A 15,615-nucleotide genomic window follows, 5' to 3' on the forward strand; every position below is an offset into this window, starting at 1 on the left:
CAGATGGATTGAATCCCGCAAGGGATTTGCCGATATAAGTACCAAAGGTTCAGAGGTTTTTCCGCAGGAAGGATATTTCAGTCATGCACATGCTCTACGACTCGGATTCCTTTGCCGTTGTCCACATCCTGGCCAACGCCACCGACCCGGAGGCCGCCGCCAACGGCGACGATTTGCCCCAGATGCCCCGTCACGGTTTCGAGATCGTGGACAAGCGTTCGGGCAAGGAGGTGTACCTGGACGGTTCCTGGGCAGAGATGTTCCAGCAGCGCATCCAGGCCTGGCAGCAGAACATGCCCTCGCAGGAAGAGGTGGAAGACACGCTGGAAGGCTACGCGACCCTGGCCCAGATGCCGGTGGTGATGCACTGACCGTGACAAATCGCACCGACCAAAGGTCCAAGGGCTGCGTTTTCACGCAGCCCTTCGTTTTTCTGTCCGTGCTGTAAGCCGGGCGCCTGCCCGAGGGCGTATTCTGGCGCCATCCCAACCTGCGGACACCTGCCCATGCTTGCACGCTCCCTTCTGGTGTTATCGATGCTGCTGCCCCTGGCCGCAGCGGCCGAGGACGGCGTCACCGCCCAACGCATCCTCATTGGCCAGACACTGACGCTTCAGGGCGGCAAGAACGACTACGGCAGCGCTGTCATGGACGGGGTCAAGGTCGCCATCGATCAGGTCAACCGGCAGGGGGGCGTCAATGGACGACAGATCGAACTGAAGGTGCTGGACGACGACAACCAGGCCGCCAAGGCCGAGGCCAACGCCCGCCAGCTGATCACCAGCGACAAGGTGTTCCTGCTGTTCGGATCGATCGAGGGCGGACCGTCCACGGCCGTCATGAAGGCCTCCAATGAACTCAAGGTTCCCTTCTTCGGTCCCATGGCGGGCTCACCAGGTTTGCGCATCCCCCATCAGCCCCTGGTGTTTCCGGTGCGTGCCGAGCACAAGGAAGAATTCCGCACCCTCATGACCTACGCGCGCAGCCTGGGCATGCAACGCCTGGCCTTCCTGCGCGCCGATTCGGACACCGGGCGCCAGCATCTGGAGAACGTGCAGCGCCTCGCCGAGACCCTGTCCCTGCCCCCGGTACTGGACCTGCCCTTCAAGTCCGACATCGATGAGGCCGCCCTGGCGGCCATGGCCCGTCAACTGGTCAAGGCCGATATCCAGGTGGTGTTCAACCATGGCAGCGCCAGCCTCTACGAACGGCTGATCCGCCAGACCCGGCCGCTGTCGGCCCGGATGTCCTTCTACGGGGTCAACTCCGGATCCGCCCAGATGGTCACGCACCTGGGAGAGCTGTCGCATGGCATGGTGTTTGCCCAGGTGGTACCCAGCCCCTGGGAGCGCAAGACGGCCCTGACACGGGCCTATCAGGACGCGTTTGCCAAGGCCGCCCCGGGCAAGGCCTTCTCCTATGGCAGTCTGGAGGGCTACCTGACTGGCCGTGCCCTGACCGAGGCACTTCGGCGTGCGGGCCCGACGCCCACCCGGGCCAGTTTCATCAACGGGCTGAAGAACACCACCCTGGATGTCGAAGGCCTGAAGATCAGCTACCGGGACGGGGAACACGTCGGCCTGCCGCTGGTGGATCTTTCCATCGTCACCCGCGAGGGCAAGTTCAGGCACTGATCAGTGGGAGTGCCGGGGTTGCACCCACCACCGGTACACCGGCTCGGCCAAGACCAGCACCGCCACCAGGCGGCAGACCTGGAAGGCGGTCACCACCGGCACGCCCAACTGCAGCACCTTGGCGGTGATGGACATCTCGGCGATGCCGCCGGGTGCCGTGCCCAGCACCAGGGTGGCCGGATGCAGACCCGTGAGCCAGGCCATCAGCCAGGCAAAGGCGGCGCACAGCGCCATCATCACGGCGCTGGCCAGCGCCACCGACGCCAGCCAGCGCGGCGCGGTGTGGATGAAGGCGGGCGTGAAGCGCACCCCCAGGCTGACACCAATCACCAGCTGCGCCGCATTGGTCAGCACGGTGGGAATGGCCGAGAGCGTGACCCCGGAAAGGGTGATCACCATCGTAACCACCAGCGCCCCCATGAACCACGGATTGGCGCGCCCCAGACGCTGCATGAGCGCACCGCCGGCAAACGTCAGCAGCGCCAGCCAGACCAGCCCCTGTCCGTCGACCACCCGCGCGCCGGGCACACCCAGATCCAGCCCATGCACGCCCCAGGCCTGCATGGCAAAGGGCACGGTCACCGTCACCAGCAGCACCCGCAGGCTGTGGGCCGCCGCCACCAGGTCGGTGCGGGCACCTTGCCGCTCGGCGATGAGGGTCATTTCGGACGCTCCGCCAATCGAGCCGGCAAAGTAGGTGGTGCAGCGCCACTGGGCCGGCGTCACGCCCGGTATCAGGCCCTGGTGGACACGGTGCAGCCAGGCGCCGAAGCCGGTGCCCAGCATCAGGGCCCAGGCGATGCCCAGCGCGATGGCCCACCACAGGCCGATCACCAGCTGACCGACCGCCGGGGTGAAGTACAGCCCCAGCGCCGCGCCGATGATCCACTGGCCGGTGTTGCGCAGCGGGATCCAGCTGTCGGTCGGCGCGCCCAGCACCGACACCAGAGAAGTGGCCAGGAGGGGGCCGATCATCCAGGGGATGGGCGTGTTGAGCCACACGCACAGGCGCGCAGCGGCATAGGCCAGCACCAGCGTGCACAGCACACGCCACCAGGATGCCGGCCGCGAAGGCAGACGAAGCATGAGGGGAATCGGATGGAGGCCACCCACCGGTGGGCAGCGATGGACGTAGTATGGCGCCATGCCCTGTCGACTGCCTGTCACCCCTGCCCTGCTCCTGGCCCTGACGCTGCTGGGCGCCTGCGCCCATCAGCCGCCCGTGCCCGCGATCCCGGATGCCCCGCTGGTGCTCCTGGGCGAGCAGCACGACGCCGACGAGCACCAGCGTCTGGCCCGCGATGCCGTCAGGCGTCTGGCCGTGCAAGGCCGTCTGGCGGCCCTGGTGGTGGAGATGGCGGACGCCGGCCGTGACACGCGGGGCCTGCCGCCGCAGGCCAGCGAGGCCCAGGTGCGCGAGCGCCTGGTCTGGAACAGCGACGGCTGGCCCTGGGAACGCTACGGTCCGGTGGTCATGGCCGCGGTACAGGCCGGCGTGCCGGTGATCGGCGGCAACCAGCCGCGCGCGCAGATGCGCGCATCCATGCAGGACAGCCGCCTGGACCAGCGGCTCGACGCCGCCGCGCTGGACGCCCAGCGCCAGGCCATCGAGCGCGGGCACTGCGGCCTGTTGCCGGACTCCCAGCTGCCGGCCATGGTGCGGATCCAGATCGCACGGGATCTCAGCCTGGCGCACACGGCAACTAGCGCCCTGCGCCCGGGGCAGACAGTGCTGCTGCTGGCCGGCAGCGGCCACGTGCGGCGCGACCTCGGCATCCCGCGGCACCTGGACCCGGCGCTGGCACAGCAGGCGCGGGTCGTGTGGATGCAGGCCGGCGGCGACCCCGTTCCGGCCGGTCAGGCAGATGCCACCTGGGCCACCCCGGCCGTGCCCGGGAAAGACCACTGCGCGCAGCTGCGCGAGCAGATGGGTCAGCCCGCCAGGCGCTGAGTCGGGGAATCAGCGGCCTTCGAGCGAGGCCACGATGACGAGCACGATGATTGCCGCCAGCACCGCCAGGGCGATCTTGACCCAGCTCTTGGGGTACTCGCCCGCCACCTGGCCGGTGGCGCCGTTGACCACCACCTGATAGTCCTTGCTGCCGTAGCGGTAGCCGACCAGCCAGACGGGCAGCAGCACGTGTTTGAAGGTCTGCCGATCGAAATGGGCCGAGACCTGCAGGTTGCGGTGCAGGTCGGCACGGATGTCGCGCGCGCACATCTGGCGCACGGCATCCATCATGCGCTCGCGCCCGCGCTGGGCACCCGCCACCAGGTCCAGTTGGTAGCGCTCGACGGTCCAGCCACTGAGGTAGCCCGGGTCATAGGGCTTGAGGCGTTCAGACGCCGTCGGAAAGGGTTCGACCGCCTGCACCAGACGGGGATGCACACCGCGCGAGGCGCAGACCAGGGTGTCGTCAAAGAAATGCTGCACGTGTCCGCTGACCGGATACCAGTGCACCTGTCGTTCACCTTTGGCGTTCTGGGTCACCCGACCGCCCTCGGCGGTGTAGTCGGCACTCACCTCGGCGTCGAAGGTCCAGTAGGGCAGGTACACCCCACTGAGCGTGTCGGTCAGGGCTTTGCTGCCCAGGTTGTTGGGCGCCCAGAAGCGGGAGCGGTACCACTGCCGCAGCCGGTCGCGCGCGTCAGGCTCGTTGACGGCAAAGGGCAGCAGGCTTTCGGGCCGGATGATGTCGCCGGTTTCCTCGAACGGCACCAGCGCGGTGGAGCCACAAAAGTCACAGGCCTTGCCTTGCTGCGCTGCACTGAAGACACTGATGGCCTGACAGTGCTGGCAACGCACGGCCCGGCGTTCATCCTGCCAGCCCCGTGCGGTCTTCGGAATGGCCTGCAGCGCGGCGACCAGATCGTGCTCGACGATCTCGCCGTCGGCCTTGACCTCATAGGGCGACTCGGTGCCGCAGTAGGCACAGATCAGCGCCTGCCGGGCCGGGTTCCACTGGGCCTCACCGCCGCAGGCCGGGCAGGACAGTTTCTGCCCGGCGGTCAGCTCCGTCAAACGCATTCGGATGGATCACTTCAGGAATTCGTCCAGCGCCGCCTTGGGCACGCGCCACTGCGAACCGATCTTGCGGCCCTTGAGGTTGCCCGCTTCCAGCTCCTGCAGCACATCGGCCGGGGCGACCCCCAGGGCCTCGGCCACCTGCTCGGGCGTCATGAGCGCAAAAGATGGCTCGGGCGACGCTGCCGGAGCGGCCACCGGTGGCACCATGCCCGGCTGGGCCGGCGGCGCGCCCGCGCCCAGACCACCCTGCAGCATCTGCTGCCCCATCGCCAGGCCGGCCGCCAGCTCGGCGCCGATGCCGGCGGCGCCTGCTTTACCTTCGGCCAGCGCGTTGGCCATGTTGTACTTGATATAGTCGTTGAGGTTGCCGATGGCGGTCATCGCGCCGCGCTTGTCGATCGCCTGCTCCAGCTCCGGCGGGACCGACACGTTCTCCACCACGAAGGCCGTCAGCTCCAGGCCGTACTTCTCGCGCGTGACCTGGTTGATCGGATCGAGGAGGGCAGCACCTAGTTCGCTGTATCGGGTGGCCACGTCCAGGGCCGGCACCTTCGCGCGGGCCAGGGTCTCGCTGAAGACACTGACGATGCGCGAGCGCATGACGTCGTTGAACTCGTCCAGGCGGAACTGATGGTCGGTGCCCGCCACCTCCTTGAGGAAGCGCACCGGGTCGACGATCTTGAAGTCGTAGGTGCCGAAGGCGCGCACCCGCACCACACCGAAGTCGGCGTCGCGCATCATCACCGGGTTGGAGGTGCCCCACTTGTTGCCGGTGAAGACGCGGGTGGTGACGTAATAGACATCCGCCTTGAACGGGGTCTGGAACTTGTACTTCCAGCCCAGCAGGTCCGACAGGATCGGGATGTTCTCGGTTTTGAGCGTGTGGCGGCCCGGCCCCAGGGTGTCGGCGAACTGGCCCACGTAGACGAACTGGGCCACCTGGCTCTCGCGCACGATCAGCTGGGCCTCGTTCTTGATCTGCTTGTCGTCGTCCGGGAAGCGGTAGGACAGCGTGTCGCGCGAGTCATCGACCCATTCGATGACGTCGATGAACTGCCGGTTGATGAAGTCCATGATGGCCATGCTGTCCTCCTCCTGTGGTGTGGTCGCTGCGCTCAGGCGGCGCGGCGGATCGCGTCGGCCAGTGTACCGACCATGGTCTCGATGTGCGACTTCTCGACGATGTAGGGCGGCGCGAACACCAGGTTGTCGCCGGCGTTGCGCACCAGCACGCCCTTGTGGAAGCAGTCCAGGAACACGTCGTAGGCCCGCTTGCCGGGCAGGCCCGCCACCGGGGCCAGTTCCACCGCCACCGCCAGCCCCAGGCTGCGGATGCCGATCACGTTGGGCAGACCCTTGATCAGGCTGTGGGCCGCATCACCCAGCACCGGGCCCATCTCGCCCGCGCGGGCAAACAGGTTTTCCCGCTGGAACAGCTCCAGCGTGGCGATCGCGGCCGCACAGGCCACCGGGTGGCCCGAGTAGGTGTAGCCATGGAAGAACTCGATGGCGTGGCCCGGGGCGCTGCCGTGAGCCCCCATCATGGCGTCGTAGATGCGGTCGCTGCAGATCACGCCGCCCATGGGAATGACCCCGTTGGTCACGCACTTGGCGAAGTTGATCATGTCGGGCACCACGCCGTAGAAGTCGGCGCCGAAGGCGGTGCCCAGGCGGCCGAAGCCGGTGATGACCTCGTCGAAGATCAGCAGGATGCCGTGCTTGTCGCAGATCTCGCGCAGGCGCTTGAGGTACCCCTGGGGCGGGATGTACCAGCCGGCGCTGCCGGCCACCGGCTCGACGATCACGGCCGCCACGTTGCTCGGGTCGTGCAGCGGCAGGATCCGGTTTTCCAGCTCCAGCAGGATGTCCTCGTTCCACACTGGTTGCTGGTTGTGGATGTAGGCGTGGCCAGCATGTTCAGGGTGCAGCGGGTCATGGATGAAGCGCATGTGGTCCACGCGCGGCAGCAGCGCGGCGCCATAGACCTTGCGGTTGGCCGGAATGCCCCCGACGCTCATGCCGCCGAAGTTGACCCCGTGGTAGCCGCGCTCGCGGCCGATGAAGATGTTGCGGTGGCCCTCGCCGCGGGCGCGGTGGTAGGCCAGCGCCACCTTCAACGAGGTGTCGGCCGCCTCGGAGCCGGAGTTGCAGAACAGCACCTTGTTGAGGTCGCCAGGGGCCATGGCGGCGATCATCTCGGCGGCGCGGAAGGCCTTGTCGTTGCTGGCGTTGAAGGCGGTGGCGTAGTCCAGCGTGTCCAGCTGGGCCTTGATCGCCTCGTTGATGGGCTTGCGGTTGTGGCCGGCGCCCACGCACCAGAGGCTGGAAATGCCGTCAATGACCTGGCGGCCATCGTGGGTGGTGAAATGCATGCCTTCGGCGGCCACAAACACCCGCGGGTCCTGGGCAAAGCTGCGGTTGGGCGTGAAGGGCAACCACTGGTTGTCCATGCGGAAATCGTTGTAGGCCATGGGCTCGGACTCCTGGAATGGGGGCGAATGGGTCGTGGAATGACCGGATTGTGGCACCGGTACCCGCCGACCGGCAGATCCACTCCGGCAGGCCGCCGGTGACCCGGCGCGCCCGCTCCTGCGACAATCCGGGGGTCATGAACCATACCTACGTCCTCACCCTTTCCTGCCAGGACCGTCCCGGCATCGTGCACGCCGTCTCGGGTTTCCTGCTGGAGCGCGGCGGCAACATCGAGGAAGCCGCCCAGTACAACGACCACGACACGGGCCTGTTCTTCATGCGGGTGCAGTTCACCTGCGCCACGCTGACGGCTGAAGACCTGCACACCCATGTGCGGCTGTTTGCCGAGCCCTTTGGCATGCGCTGGAGCCTGCACCCGCTGGCCGAGCCGATGAAGACCGTGCTCTTCGTCAGCAAGGAAGGCCATTGCCTCAACGATCTGCTGTTTCGCTGGAAGAGCGGCCTGCTGCGCCTGGACATCCGCGCCATCGTGAGCAACCACCGCGACTTCTACCAGCTGGCGGCCAGCTACAACGTGCCGTTCCACCACATTCCGGTCTCGGCGGCCACCAAGGCCCAGGCTGAAGAACGGCAACTGGAGATCATCCGCAACGAAGGCGCCGAGCTGGTGGTGCTGGCGCGCTACATGCAGATCCTCTCGGACAACCTCTGCCGCGAACTCTCGGGCAAGGCCATCAACATCCACCACAGTTTCCTGCCCAGTTTCAAGGGGGCCAAGCCCTACTATCAGGCACACGACCGGGGTGTGAAACTGATCGGTGCCACGGCCCATTACGTGACGGCCGATCTGGACGAGGGGCCGATCATCGAACAGGACGTGGCGCGGGTGGACCACACGGACACGGTCGAAGACCTAACCGCGGTCGGACGGGACACCGAAAGCCAGGTGCTGGCCCGTGCCGTCAAGTGGCACAGCGAGCACCGCGTCCTGCTCAACGGCCACAAGACCGTCGTATTCAAGTGATCAAGAGCGCACAGATGATTCAAGCGCCGGGCCGCCCCAAGCTTGAATCGCGCCCCCTCGGGGGGCAGCGACCCGCGCAGCGGCGGAGTGTGGGGGCCACATGACCATTCGCATTCCGCCCATCCAGTGCCTGCTGACGTTTGAAGCGCTGGCGCGCCTGCGCAGCGTGACGCAGACGGCGGATGAGCTGTGTGTGACGCCCAGCGCCGTGAGCCACCGCATCCGGCAGCTGGAGCAGATCCTGGGCACCAAGCTGTTCGGCCGGGCGGACTTCTCGCTGACGACCGAGGGCATCGAGTACCTGGCCCACGTGCGCGAAGGGCTGGCGACGCTGGCCAAGTTCCCGAGCCAGAGCGTCTCGCCGGGGCGGCGCAAACTGCGGCTGGCGGTGACACCGACGTTTGCGCGATCGGTGCTGCTGCCCCGTCTCAAGCAGTTCTCGGACGCCTATCCCGAAATCGACCTGACGCTGCAGGTGAGCATTCCGTTGCTGGATGTGGTGGCCGAGGATGCGGACCTGATGGTGCGCTTTGGCACTGGCCGCTATGCGGACGTGGAACACCTGTGCCTGGCCAAGGACGAGGTCACGCCCATGGCCTCGCCGGCCTTTGTGCGGGAACACGGCCCCTTCGATTCGGTCATGGACATGGAGGGTCTGCCGCTGCTGCGCAGCCCGCTGGAGCCCTGGCGCACCTGGTTCGCCGCCCATGACCTGGACTGGCCGGAGCCCACCGAGGGCTCGCAGTTCAACGACATAGGCCTGATGTGCGACGCCGCGGCAGCGGGCATGGGCATTGCCCTGCTGCGCCTGAAGCTGGCGGCGCCCTGGCTGGACAACGGCACGCTGGTCCCGCTGTACCCGCGCCATGTCCCGAGCCCGCATGCCCATTACCTGTGCTGGCGCACCGGCACCATGGACCGATGGGAATGCTCGGCCTTTGCCGAGTGGCTCAAGAAATCCCTGAGCTGAATCAGGCGCATCAGCCCCCGGCGGGCAGCAGGAAACCGGTCACGCGGTCGAGCACGGGCGCCAGGCCGCGCAGCGGCGGTGCCAGGGCCCCGATCAGCGTGGCATGGCCCACCCCATCCAGCAACTCGGTCTGCACCGCCAGCCCGCGCCCCTTCAGCGCTTCGGCCATGGCCACGGTGTTGCGTTGCGGATCGACGAGCCGGTCTTCCCGCGCGGCCATCAGCAGGACCCGATGGGGCTGCAGTGGTCGTTCGGGATGCCTCGCGTGGTGCAGTGGCTGGGAGTCGGCCGGGGTGGATGGCCAGTTGAACGCCCGCTGAACGGCAGGCAAAGCGATGGGCAGGAAGTCGTAAGGGCCAGCCAGACCGATCCAGCCAGCCAACGCGGCGGGCTCCGAATCGTGGCGGGACAGCCAGCGCCGGTCCAGTGCCAGCATGGCGGCGTTGTAGGCGCCCGCGCTGTGTCCCATCAGGTAGATGCGATCGCGATCCACGCCCCAGTCCTCGGCCTGCGAGATCGCCCAGGAGACCGCCAACGCACTGTCCTCGAGAAAGGCCGGGTATCGCACCTGGGGGCTGAGGCGGTAGTCCACCACCGCCACGACCACGCCGCGCGAGGCCAGTGCCTCGCCGACAAAGCGGTAGTCCTCCCGCCGGCCGCTGGTCCACGAGCCGCCGTAGAAAAACACCACCATGGGCGCAGCGGCCCGCGCCGGACGGGGCAGATACAGGTCCAGTTGCTGATGCTCGAGCGGCCCGTAGGCCAGGCCGTCCCGACGCTCATGGGTGTCGCCCGGCACCGTGGCATTGATCAGGCGAAGGGGCGAGCAGGCCTGCAGCAGCGGCAAGATGCCCAGTACCGCCAGCCAGTGGCGCCGGGGGGAAGTGGCTTTCAGATCGTCCATGATCCGATTACGCCACCAGGAGCGAATCGGATGTGCAGGGGGTCAGGCGGCCCGACAGATCTTGAGGGTATTGGTGCCGCCGGGCGTGCCCATGGGTTCGCCGAAGGTGATGGCGTAGACGTCACCGGACTGGATCACGCCGCGCTTGCGCAGGTCGGCCTCGGCTTGCTGCAAGGCGGTGTCGCGCTCGGCACTGGTGTCCACCAGCAGCGGCCGCACGTTGCGGTACAGGGTCATCTTGCGCTGGGTGGCCAGCTTGGAGGTGACGGCAAAGATGGGCATGCGCACGCTGTGCCGGCTCATCCACAGCGCACTGGAACCTGAATCGGTCAGGGCCACGATGGCCTTGGCCTTGAGATGGTGCGCCGTGAACAGGGCGCCCATGGCAATGGCGTGGTCGATGCGCTTGAAGGTCTCGCCAATGAAGTCGTCTTCCAGCGGATCGTGATCGGTTTTTTCGGCTTCCTGGCAGATGGCCGCCATCTGCTGCACCGTCTCCAGCGGGTACTTGCCGGCGGCGGTCTCGGCGCTGAGCATGACCGCGTCGGTGCCGTCGAGTACGGCGTTGGCCACGTCGGAGACCTCGGCACGCGTGGGCACCGGGTTGACGATCATGGACTCCATCATCTGGGTGGCGGTGATCACCACCTTGTCCATCTGGCGTGCCAGCTTGATCATCTGCTTCTGCAGGCCAGGCACCGAGGCGTTGCCGACCTCGACCGCGAGGTCGCCCCGGGCGACCATGATGCCGTCGGAGACGCGCAGGATGTTCTCCAGCTCGGGGATGGCTTCGGCGCGTTCGATCTTGGCGATCAGGCCAGGCTTGTGGTTGTACTGGGCCGCGGCCATGTTGCACAGTTGACGTGCCAGTTCCATGTCGGTGGCATTCTTGGGGAAACTGACGGCCACGTAATCGGCCTGCAGGCTCATCGCGGTCTTGATGTCCTCCATGTCCTTGGCGGTCAGGGCCGGCGCGGTCAGGCCGCCACCCTGCTTGTTGATGCCCTTGTTGTTGGACAGTTCGCCACCGAGCTTGACGGTGGTGTGCACGGCATCGCCGACCACCTTGTCCACCGTCATCACGATCAGGCCGTCGTTGAGCAGCAGGACATCTCCGGCCTTCACGTCGCGCGGCAGCTCCTTGTAGTCCAGCCCCACGCCGTGGATGTCACCGGGCTCGGTGCGGGCGGCATCGAGCACGAACGGCATGCCTGACTCCAGCATGACCTTGCCCTCGGCGAACTTGCCGACCCGGATCTTGGGCCCCTGCAGGTCGGCCATGATGCCCACCTCCCGGCCAGCGCGGCGGGCGGCCTCGCGCACCAGGTTCGCCCGGTCGATGTGGTCCTGCGCCTTGCCGTGAGAGAAGTTCAGCCGCACGACGTTGACGCCGGCACGGATCATGGCTTCGAGGATCTCGGGGGAACTGGATGCGGGGCCGAGGGTGGCGACGATTTTGGTGGCGCGCTGGGGCATGAAGGGGTCTCCGTCTGTAACTTGGTTTCAATTGTCCCTGAAACGGGTTACCGCCGGGTTACAGACCGGGTCACGGCGACCCGGCAGCGGCCGGGGATTTCGCACGCGTGGCAACATGCGGCATCTGTTGTTGCTGCCTTTTGTCATGGATGAACTCAATGTGCTCGGCGCCGAGCTGCAGGCCTGCTCCTTCGATCCGCTGACCGGTTTCTACCGCGACGGCTGCTGTCGCACGGACGCGAACGACCGTGGCAGCCATGTCATCTGTGCCCGGGTGACCGCCGATTTCCTGGCGTTCTCGATGACCCGCGGCAACGACCTGATCACACCCCGACCGGAGTACCGCTTTGCCGGCCTCAAGCCGGGTGATCGCTGGTGTCTCTGCGCCCTGCGCTGGAAGGAAGCACTGGAGGCCGGCGTGGCCCCGCCGGTGCACCTGGAAGCCACGCACCAGAAGGCGCTGGACTATGTGCGCCTGGAAGACCTCAAGGCCCACGCCCTGACCCTGCGTCAGCCGCCGGTCTGAATCCCTCACCAGGGAATCGGCTGCCCCTGGTGATCCACGAAGTGGGCCCGGCCGGTGGCCGGCAGCGCATCGATCACACCCATCAGCCGCTGCACCGATTCGGCAGGGTCCATGGCCTGGTCGCCGACAAACGGGCGACTGAGGGCAGAGCGCACGGTCCCGGGCTGCAGGGCGGCCACCACCATCTCGGGGCGCCGGCGGGCGGCCTCGATGGCAGCGGTCTGCAGCAGCTGGTTGAGCGCCGCCTTGGCCGCCCGGTAGCCGTACCAGCCACCCTTGCGGTTGTCCTCGATGCTGCCCACCCGCGCCGACAGCTTGGCCCAGATCACCCGTTCGCCAGTGGCCATCCGGGGCAGGAAGTGCCGCATCAGCAGCGCCGGCCCCACCGCATTGAGGTGCAAGGCCTGCAGCAGACCGTGCGGGTCCAGCTCATCCAGGCGTTTTTCCGGCCCCCGGCCGTTGATCGTGAGCGCCCCCGTGGCATCCACCACCAGGTGCAGCGGGGCTTGCATGCACAACCAGCGCGCGCAGTCTGCGATGGACGCCTCGTCCAGGAGATCCAGCGCTGGCTGGCTTTGGCGCGACAGGGCGATCACTTCGCCGCAATGCGGGTCGGCGTGCAGCGCAGCCACCCAGGCCGAGCCGATCGCCCCCGTGGCGCCCACGACGAGGGCGCGGTAACCCGGACGCAATTGGGACAGGGTGGGCGCTGGCATGGTCAGACCGCCGCGGTGCTCGGCTTGCCCGTCAGTTCACTGGGTGCCCGGCTGAGTTCATTGTTCTCGGTGACCAGGGTATTGAGCAAGGACATGAATTGCTGGCGCTGCACCGGGCTCAGGGGCGCCAGGATCTGCTCCTGGGCGCGCAACATGGCGGGCACGGCCAGGGCCAGCCCGTCCAGGCCCGCCGGGGTGATGTGCAACTGGCGCGTGCGGCGGTCTTCCCGGGCGGTGCGACGCTCCAGCCAGCCGCGTGCTTCGAGCCGGTCGACGACGCCACCGGTCGTCGAGGCGTCCAGCGCAATGGTCCGCGCCAGCGTACGCTGATCGATACCCGGTTGGTTGGCCACCACCTGCAGGGCTGCGTACTGCACCGGCGTGATGCCCAGATCGCCCATCTCCTGCAGGAACACCCCCACCGAAATCTGGTGGAGACGGCGAATGGCATGGCCTGGCTGAAGGTCGATATCGATACCGACCACGGTCTCGGGGGTATGCATAGCGGTGGCGAAGTCCAAAGGGTCAGGGGAAACCCTGATCTTGAGAAAAGTCATGTTAGCACTACACTAATCGTAAGCGTACTGATGATTTGTATGCTGTCAATCATTTCATCACCGGAAACCTCTCCATGAGTCAAACGAATTCGGATCTGCCCGTCCTGGTGTCGGGCGGCGGCATCGGCGGTCTGGCCGCCGCTCTCGCCCTGGTGCGCCAGGGCTTCAATGTGCAGGTGTTCGAGCAGGCGCCGGAGATCGGCGAGATCGGCGCCGGCATCCAGCTCGGCCCCAACGCCTTCCACGCCTTCGACGCCCTGGGCGTGGGCGACAAGGCACGCGGCCGTGCGGTCTACACCGACTACATGTGCATGCACGACGCGATCGACGAGACCCTGGTCGGCCGCATCGAGACCGGCGAGGCCTTCCGAAAGCGCTTCGGCAACCCCTACGCGGTGATCCACCGCGCCGACATCCACGGTTCGCTGCTCGAAGGCGCGGTGGAAACCGGCCGCGTGCAGTTCTTCACCAACACCCGCATCGAGAAGATCGAGCAGGACGAGACCACCAGGACCGTCACCGCCATCGACCAGAACGGCAAGCGCTGGGTGGGCCAGGCCCTGATCGGCGCCGACGGCGGCAAGTCGGTGGTGCGTGCGCAGTACGTGAACGATCCGCCGCGCGTGACGGGCCACGTGGTCTACCGCGCCGTGGTCGACAAGGCCGACTTCCCCGATGACCTGAAGTGGAACGCGGCCAGCCTGTGGGCCGGCCCCAAGTGCCACCTGGTGCACTACCCGCTGCGCGGCGGCGAGCAGTACAACGTGGTGGTGACCTTCCACAGCCGCCAGCAGGAAACCTGGGGCGTGACCGACGGCAGCAAGGAAGAGGTCGAGAGCTACTTCCAGGGCATCAGCCCCAAGGCGCGCCAGCTGATCGAGCTGCCCAAGAGCTGGAAGCGCTGGGCCACGGCGGACCGCGAACCGATCGACACCTGGGTGTTCGGCTGCGCCACCATCCTGGGCGACGCCGCCCACCCGACCACGCAGTACATGGCGCAGGGTGCCTGCATGGCCATGGAAGACGCCGTGACGCTGGGCGAAGCCCTGCGCGTGACCAACAAGGACTGGGACGCTGCACTGGCGCTCTACCAGAAGAACCGCGTGACCCGCACCGCGCGCATCGTGCTGTCGGGCCGTGAGATGGGCCGCCTGTACCACGCCGCCGGCGTCGAGCGCCTGGTGCGCAACAGCCTGTGGAAGGGACGTTCGCAAGAGCGCTTCTACGACGCGATGGAATGGCTGTATGGCTGGAACGTCACGAATTGTCTGCAGCAAGCCTGAACACCAAGGAGACACGCATGAGCCACGAACTCGGACGCCTGGAAGACCTGCCGCAGGACTACCGCGACGACCTCACGAAGCTGAACCTGGTGCCCCTGTGGCCCAGCCTGCGCGCGGTGCTGCCGCCGGGCGTGCCCACGCGCGCCACGCAGGCCACCCACTGGCCCTACGCCACGCTCAAACCGCTGCTGCTCAAGGCCGGCGAACTCACGCCCATCGAGAAGGCCGAGCGCCGCGTGCTGGTGCTGGCCAACCCCGGTCACGGCCTGGAGAACATGAAGGCCAGCCCGGCCATGTACCTGGGCATGCAGCTGCTGCTGCCCGGCGAATGGGCGCCCAGCCACCGCCACACGCCCAACGCGGTGCGCATGATCGTCGAAGGCGAAGGCGCCTACACCACGGTCGATGGCGAGAAGTGCCCCATGAGCCGCGGCGACCTGATCCTCACGCCCACCGGCCTCTGGCACGAGCACGGCCACGACGGCAAGGACCCGGTGGTGTGGCTGGACGTGCTGGACCTGCCGCTGGTGTACTACATGGAGGCCAGCTACCACATCAACGGCACGCGCCAGACCGTCAAGCAGGGCAGCGGCGACCGTGCCTGGACCCGCGCCGGCGTGGTGCCCACGCAGGTGTTCAGCCGAAGCGACAAACGCTACCCCATGCTGCGCTACCCCTGGGTGGACGCCCGCGCCGCACTGGTGTCCATGGCCGAGAACCAGCCCGAACTGGAGTGCGTGCAGGTCACTTACGTGAACCCGGAAACCGGTGATGACGCCGAGAACATCCTGGGCTTCTACGCGCTGATGCTCAAGCCTGGCCAGACGCTGAACCTGCCGGCGCGCTCGCCCTCGCAGGTGTTCCACCTGATCGAAGGCGGTGTGGATGTGTCCACCTGCGGCAAGACCTTCGGTCTGGTCGAGGCCGACACCTGCTGCGCGCCCGGCTACGAACCCGTCACGCTGAAGAACCGCTCGGCCGACCAGCCCGCCTTCGTCTTCATCGCCGACGAATCCCCCCTTCACAGAAAACTCGGTGTCTACGAAACCCGATAAGCCCTCCAG

16 protein-coding genes are annotated in these 15,615 nt (G+C 67.1%); 8 read left to right on the plus strand and 8 right to left on the minus strand.

Annotated elements, in window-relative coordinates:
• The first annotated feature begins 83 nt into the window (after nucleotides 1-83).
• Together ACFQNJ_RS11580 and ACFQNJ_RS11585 are read left to right on the plus strand one after the other, a co-directional pair.
• Entirely contained in the window at nucleotides 84-371 is a 288-nt protein-coding gene (locus tag ACFQNJ_RS11580; RefSeq protein WP_382257368.1) for a BTH_I0359 family protein, read from the plus strand.
• Nucleotides 372-506: 135 nt separating this feature from the next.
• Nucleotides 507-1,634, plus strand: a complete 1,128-nt coding sequence (locus ACFQNJ_RS11585; RefSeq protein ID WP_382257371.1) for an ABC transporter substrate-binding protein — start codon at nucleotides 507-509, stop codon at nucleotides 1,632-1,634.
• Here the strand turns inward: ACFQNJ_RS11585 and ACFQNJ_RS11590 are convergent, their stop codons facing one another.
• Nucleotides 1,635-2,720 carry an AbrB family transcriptional regulator gene (locus tag ACFQNJ_RS11590; RefSeq protein ID WP_382257374.1) on the minus strand — a complete coding sequence of 362 codons (1,086 nt, stop codon included), beginning with the start codon at nucleotides 2,718-2,720 and terminating at the stop codon, nucleotides 1,635-1,637. It abuts the gene before it with no gap.
• Between the two features lie 58 nt (nucleotides 2,721-2,778).
• On the opposite strand from ACFQNJ_RS11590, the gene ACFQNJ_RS11595 reads away from it, so the two are divergent.
• Nucleotides 2,779-3,585, plus strand: a complete 807-nt coding sequence (locus ACFQNJ_RS11595) for a ChaN family lipoprotein (RefSeq protein ID WP_382257377.1) — start codon at nucleotides 2,779-2,781, stop codon at nucleotides 3,583-3,585.
• A gap of 9 nt (nucleotides 3,586-3,594) precedes the next feature.
• Here the strand turns inward: ACFQNJ_RS11595 and ACFQNJ_RS11600 are convergent, their stop codons facing one another.
• The 3 genes from ACFQNJ_RS11600 to aptA are packed head-to-tail and all read right to left on the minus strand — an operon-like array spanning nucleotide 3,595 to nucleotide 7,133.
• Nucleotides 3,595-4,662, minus strand: a complete 1,068-nt coding sequence (locus tag ACFQNJ_RS11600) for a zinc ribbon domain-containing protein (RefSeq protein WP_382257380.1) — start codon at nucleotides 4,660-4,662, stop codon at nucleotides 3,595-3,597.
• 9 nt (nucleotides 4,663-4,671) lie between these two features.
• Entirely contained in the window at nucleotides 4,672-5,745 is a 1,074-nt protein-coding gene (locus tag ACFQNJ_RS11605; protein WP_382257383.1) for an SPFH domain-containing protein, read from the minus strand.
• A 32-nt stretch (nucleotides 5,746-5,777) separates the two neighbouring features.
• A complete protein-coding gene (gene aptA / locus ACFQNJ_RS11610) occupies nucleotides 5,778-7,133 on the minus strand; it encodes an omega-aminotransferase AptA (protein ID WP_382257386.1) in 1,356 nt (451 codons plus the stop codon).
• A 137-nt stretch (nucleotides 7,134-7,270) separates the two neighbouring features.
• Between aptA and purU the strand changes: the two genes are divergently transcribed.
• Both purU and ACFQNJ_RS11620 read left to right on the plus strand, forming a co-directional pair.
• Entirely contained in the window at nucleotides 7,271-8,119 is an 849-nt protein-coding gene (purU, locus tag ACFQNJ_RS11615) for a formyltetrahydrofolate deformylase (protein ID WP_382257389.1), read from the plus strand.
• A gap of 100 nt (nucleotides 8,120-8,219) precedes the next feature.
• Entirely contained in the window at nucleotides 8,220-9,089 is an 870-nt protein-coding gene (locus tag ACFQNJ_RS11620; RefSeq protein ID WP_382257392.1) for a LysR substrate-binding domain-containing protein, read from the plus strand.
• Nucleotides 9,090-9,099: 10 nt separating this feature from the next.
• Here ACFQNJ_RS11620 and ACFQNJ_RS11625 read toward each other — a convergent pair whose 3' ends face one another.
• Both ACFQNJ_RS11625 and pyk read right to left on the minus strand, forming a co-directional pair.
• A complete protein-coding gene (locus tag ACFQNJ_RS11625; protein WP_382257395.1) occupies nucleotides 9,100-9,993 on the minus strand; it encodes an alpha/beta hydrolase in 894 nt (297 codons plus the stop codon).
• Nucleotides 9,994-10,035: 42 nt separating this feature from the next.
• Nucleotides 10,036-11,469 (minus strand): pyruvate kinase, encoded by a 1,434-nt coding sequence (pyk, locus tag ACFQNJ_RS11630; protein ID WP_382257397.1) that lies wholly within the window; start codon nucleotides 11,467-11,469, stop codon nucleotides 10,036-10,038.
• 145 nt (nucleotides 11,470-11,614) lie between these two features.
• Here pyk and ACFQNJ_RS11635 point away from each other — a divergent pair, with 145 nt between their 5' ends.
• Nucleotides 11,615-11,995, plus strand: a complete 381-nt coding sequence (locus tag ACFQNJ_RS11635) for a DUF2237 family protein (protein WP_382257868.1) — start codon at nucleotides 11,615-11,617, stop codon at nucleotides 11,993-11,995.
• A 5-nt stretch (nucleotides 11,996-12,000) separates the two neighbouring features.
• On the opposite strand, the gene ACFQNJ_RS11640 is transcribed toward ACFQNJ_RS11635, so the two are convergent.
• Both ACFQNJ_RS11640 and ACFQNJ_RS11645 read right to left on the minus strand, forming a co-directional pair.
• On the minus strand, nucleotides 12,001-12,711 hold the full coding sequence (locus ACFQNJ_RS11640; protein ID WP_382257400.1) for an SDR family NAD(P)-dependent oxidoreductase: 711 nt from the start codon (nucleotides 12,709-12,711) through the stop codon (nucleotides 12,001-12,003).
• A 2-nt stretch (nucleotides 12,712-12,713) separates the two neighbouring features.
• Nucleotides 12,714-13,268, minus strand: a complete 555-nt coding sequence (locus ACFQNJ_RS11645) for a MarR family winged helix-turn-helix transcriptional regulator (RefSeq protein ID WP_382257403.1) — start codon at nucleotides 13,266-13,268, stop codon at nucleotides 12,714-12,716.
• Nucleotides 13,269-13,342: 74 nt separating this feature from the next.
• Here ACFQNJ_RS11645 and ACFQNJ_RS11650 point away from each other — a divergent pair, with 74 nt between their 5' ends.
• Entirely contained in the window at nucleotides 13,343-14,551 is a 1,209-nt protein-coding gene (locus tag ACFQNJ_RS11650) for a 3-hydroxybenzoate 6-monooxygenase (protein ID WP_382257406.1), read from the plus strand.
• Between the two features lie 17 nt (nucleotides 14,552-14,568).
• A complete protein-coding gene (locus ACFQNJ_RS11655) occupies nucleotides 14,569-15,606 on the plus strand; it encodes a cupin domain-containing protein (RefSeq protein ID WP_382257409.1) in 1,038 nt (345 codons plus the stop codon).
• Nucleotides 15,607-15,615 lie beyond the last annotated feature (9 nt).

Source organism: Hydrogenophaga bisanensis, from assembly GCF_042665135.1.
GTDB classification, from domain to species: domain Bacteria; phylum Pseudomonadota; class Gammaproteobacteria; order Burkholderiales; family Burkholderiaceae_C; genus Hydrogenophaga; species Hydrogenophaga bisanensis.

Coding starts and splice junctions, on each gene's coding strand:
- purU (WP_382257389.1), top strand. CDS start 7,271: ATGAACCATACCTACGTCCTCACCCTTTCCTGCCAGGACCGTCCCGGC.
- ACFQNJ_RS11625 (WP_382257395.1), bottom strand. CDS start 9,993: ATGGACGATCTGAAAGCCACTTCCCCCCGGCGCCACTGGCTGGCGGTA.
- ACFQNJ_RS11645 (WP_382257403.1), bottom strand. CDS start 13,268: ATGACTTTTCTCAAGATCAGGGTTTCCCCTGACCCTTTGGACTTCGCC.
- ACFQNJ_RS11605 (WP_382257383.1), bottom strand. CDS start 5,745: ATGGCCATCATGGACTTCATCAACCGGCAGTTCATCGACGTCATCGAA.
- ACFQNJ_RS11585 (WP_382257371.1), top strand. CDS start 507: ATGCTTGCACGCTCCCTTCTGGTGTTATCGATGCTGCTGCCCCTGGCC.
- pyk (WP_382257397.1), bottom strand. CDS start 11,469: ATGCCCCAGCGCGCCACCAAAATCGTCGCCACCCTCGGCCCCGCATCC.
- ACFQNJ_RS11620 (WP_382257392.1), top strand. CDS start 8,220: ATGACCATTCGCATTCCGCCCATCCAGTGCCTGCTGACGTTTGAAGCG.
- ACFQNJ_RS11655 (WP_382257409.1), top strand. CDS start 14,569: ATGAGCCACGAACTCGGACGCCTGGAAGACCTGCCGCAGGACTACCGC.
- ACFQNJ_RS11580 (WP_382257368.1), top strand. CDS start 84: ATGCACATGCTCTACGACTCGGATTCCTTTGCCGTTGTCCACATCCTG.
- ACFQNJ_RS11635 (WP_382257868.1), top strand. CDS start 11,615: ATGGATGAACTCAATGTGCTCGGCGCCGAGCTGCAGGCCTGCTCCTTC.
- ACFQNJ_RS11640 (WP_382257400.1), bottom strand. CDS start 12,711: ATGCCAGCGCCCACCCTGTCCCAATTGCGTCCGGGTTACCGCGCCCTC.
- aptA (WP_382257386.1), bottom strand. CDS start 7,133: ATGGCCTACAACGATTTCCGCATGGACAACCAGTGGTTGCCCTTCACG.
- ACFQNJ_RS11595 (WP_382257377.1), top strand. CDS start 2,779: ATGCCCTGTCGACTGCCTGTCACCCCTGCCCTGCTCCTGGCCCTGACG.
- ACFQNJ_RS11590 (WP_382257374.1), bottom strand. CDS start 2,720: ATGCTTCGTCTGCCTTCGCGGCCGGCATCCTGGTGGCGTGTGCTGTGC.
- ACFQNJ_RS11650 (WP_382257406.1), top strand. CDS start 13,343: ATGAGTCAAACGAATTCGGATCTGCCCGTCCTGGTGTCGGGCGGCGGC.
- ACFQNJ_RS11600 (WP_382257380.1), bottom strand. CDS start 4,662: ATGCGTTTGACGGAGCTGACCGCCGGGCAGAAACTGTCCTGCCCGGCC.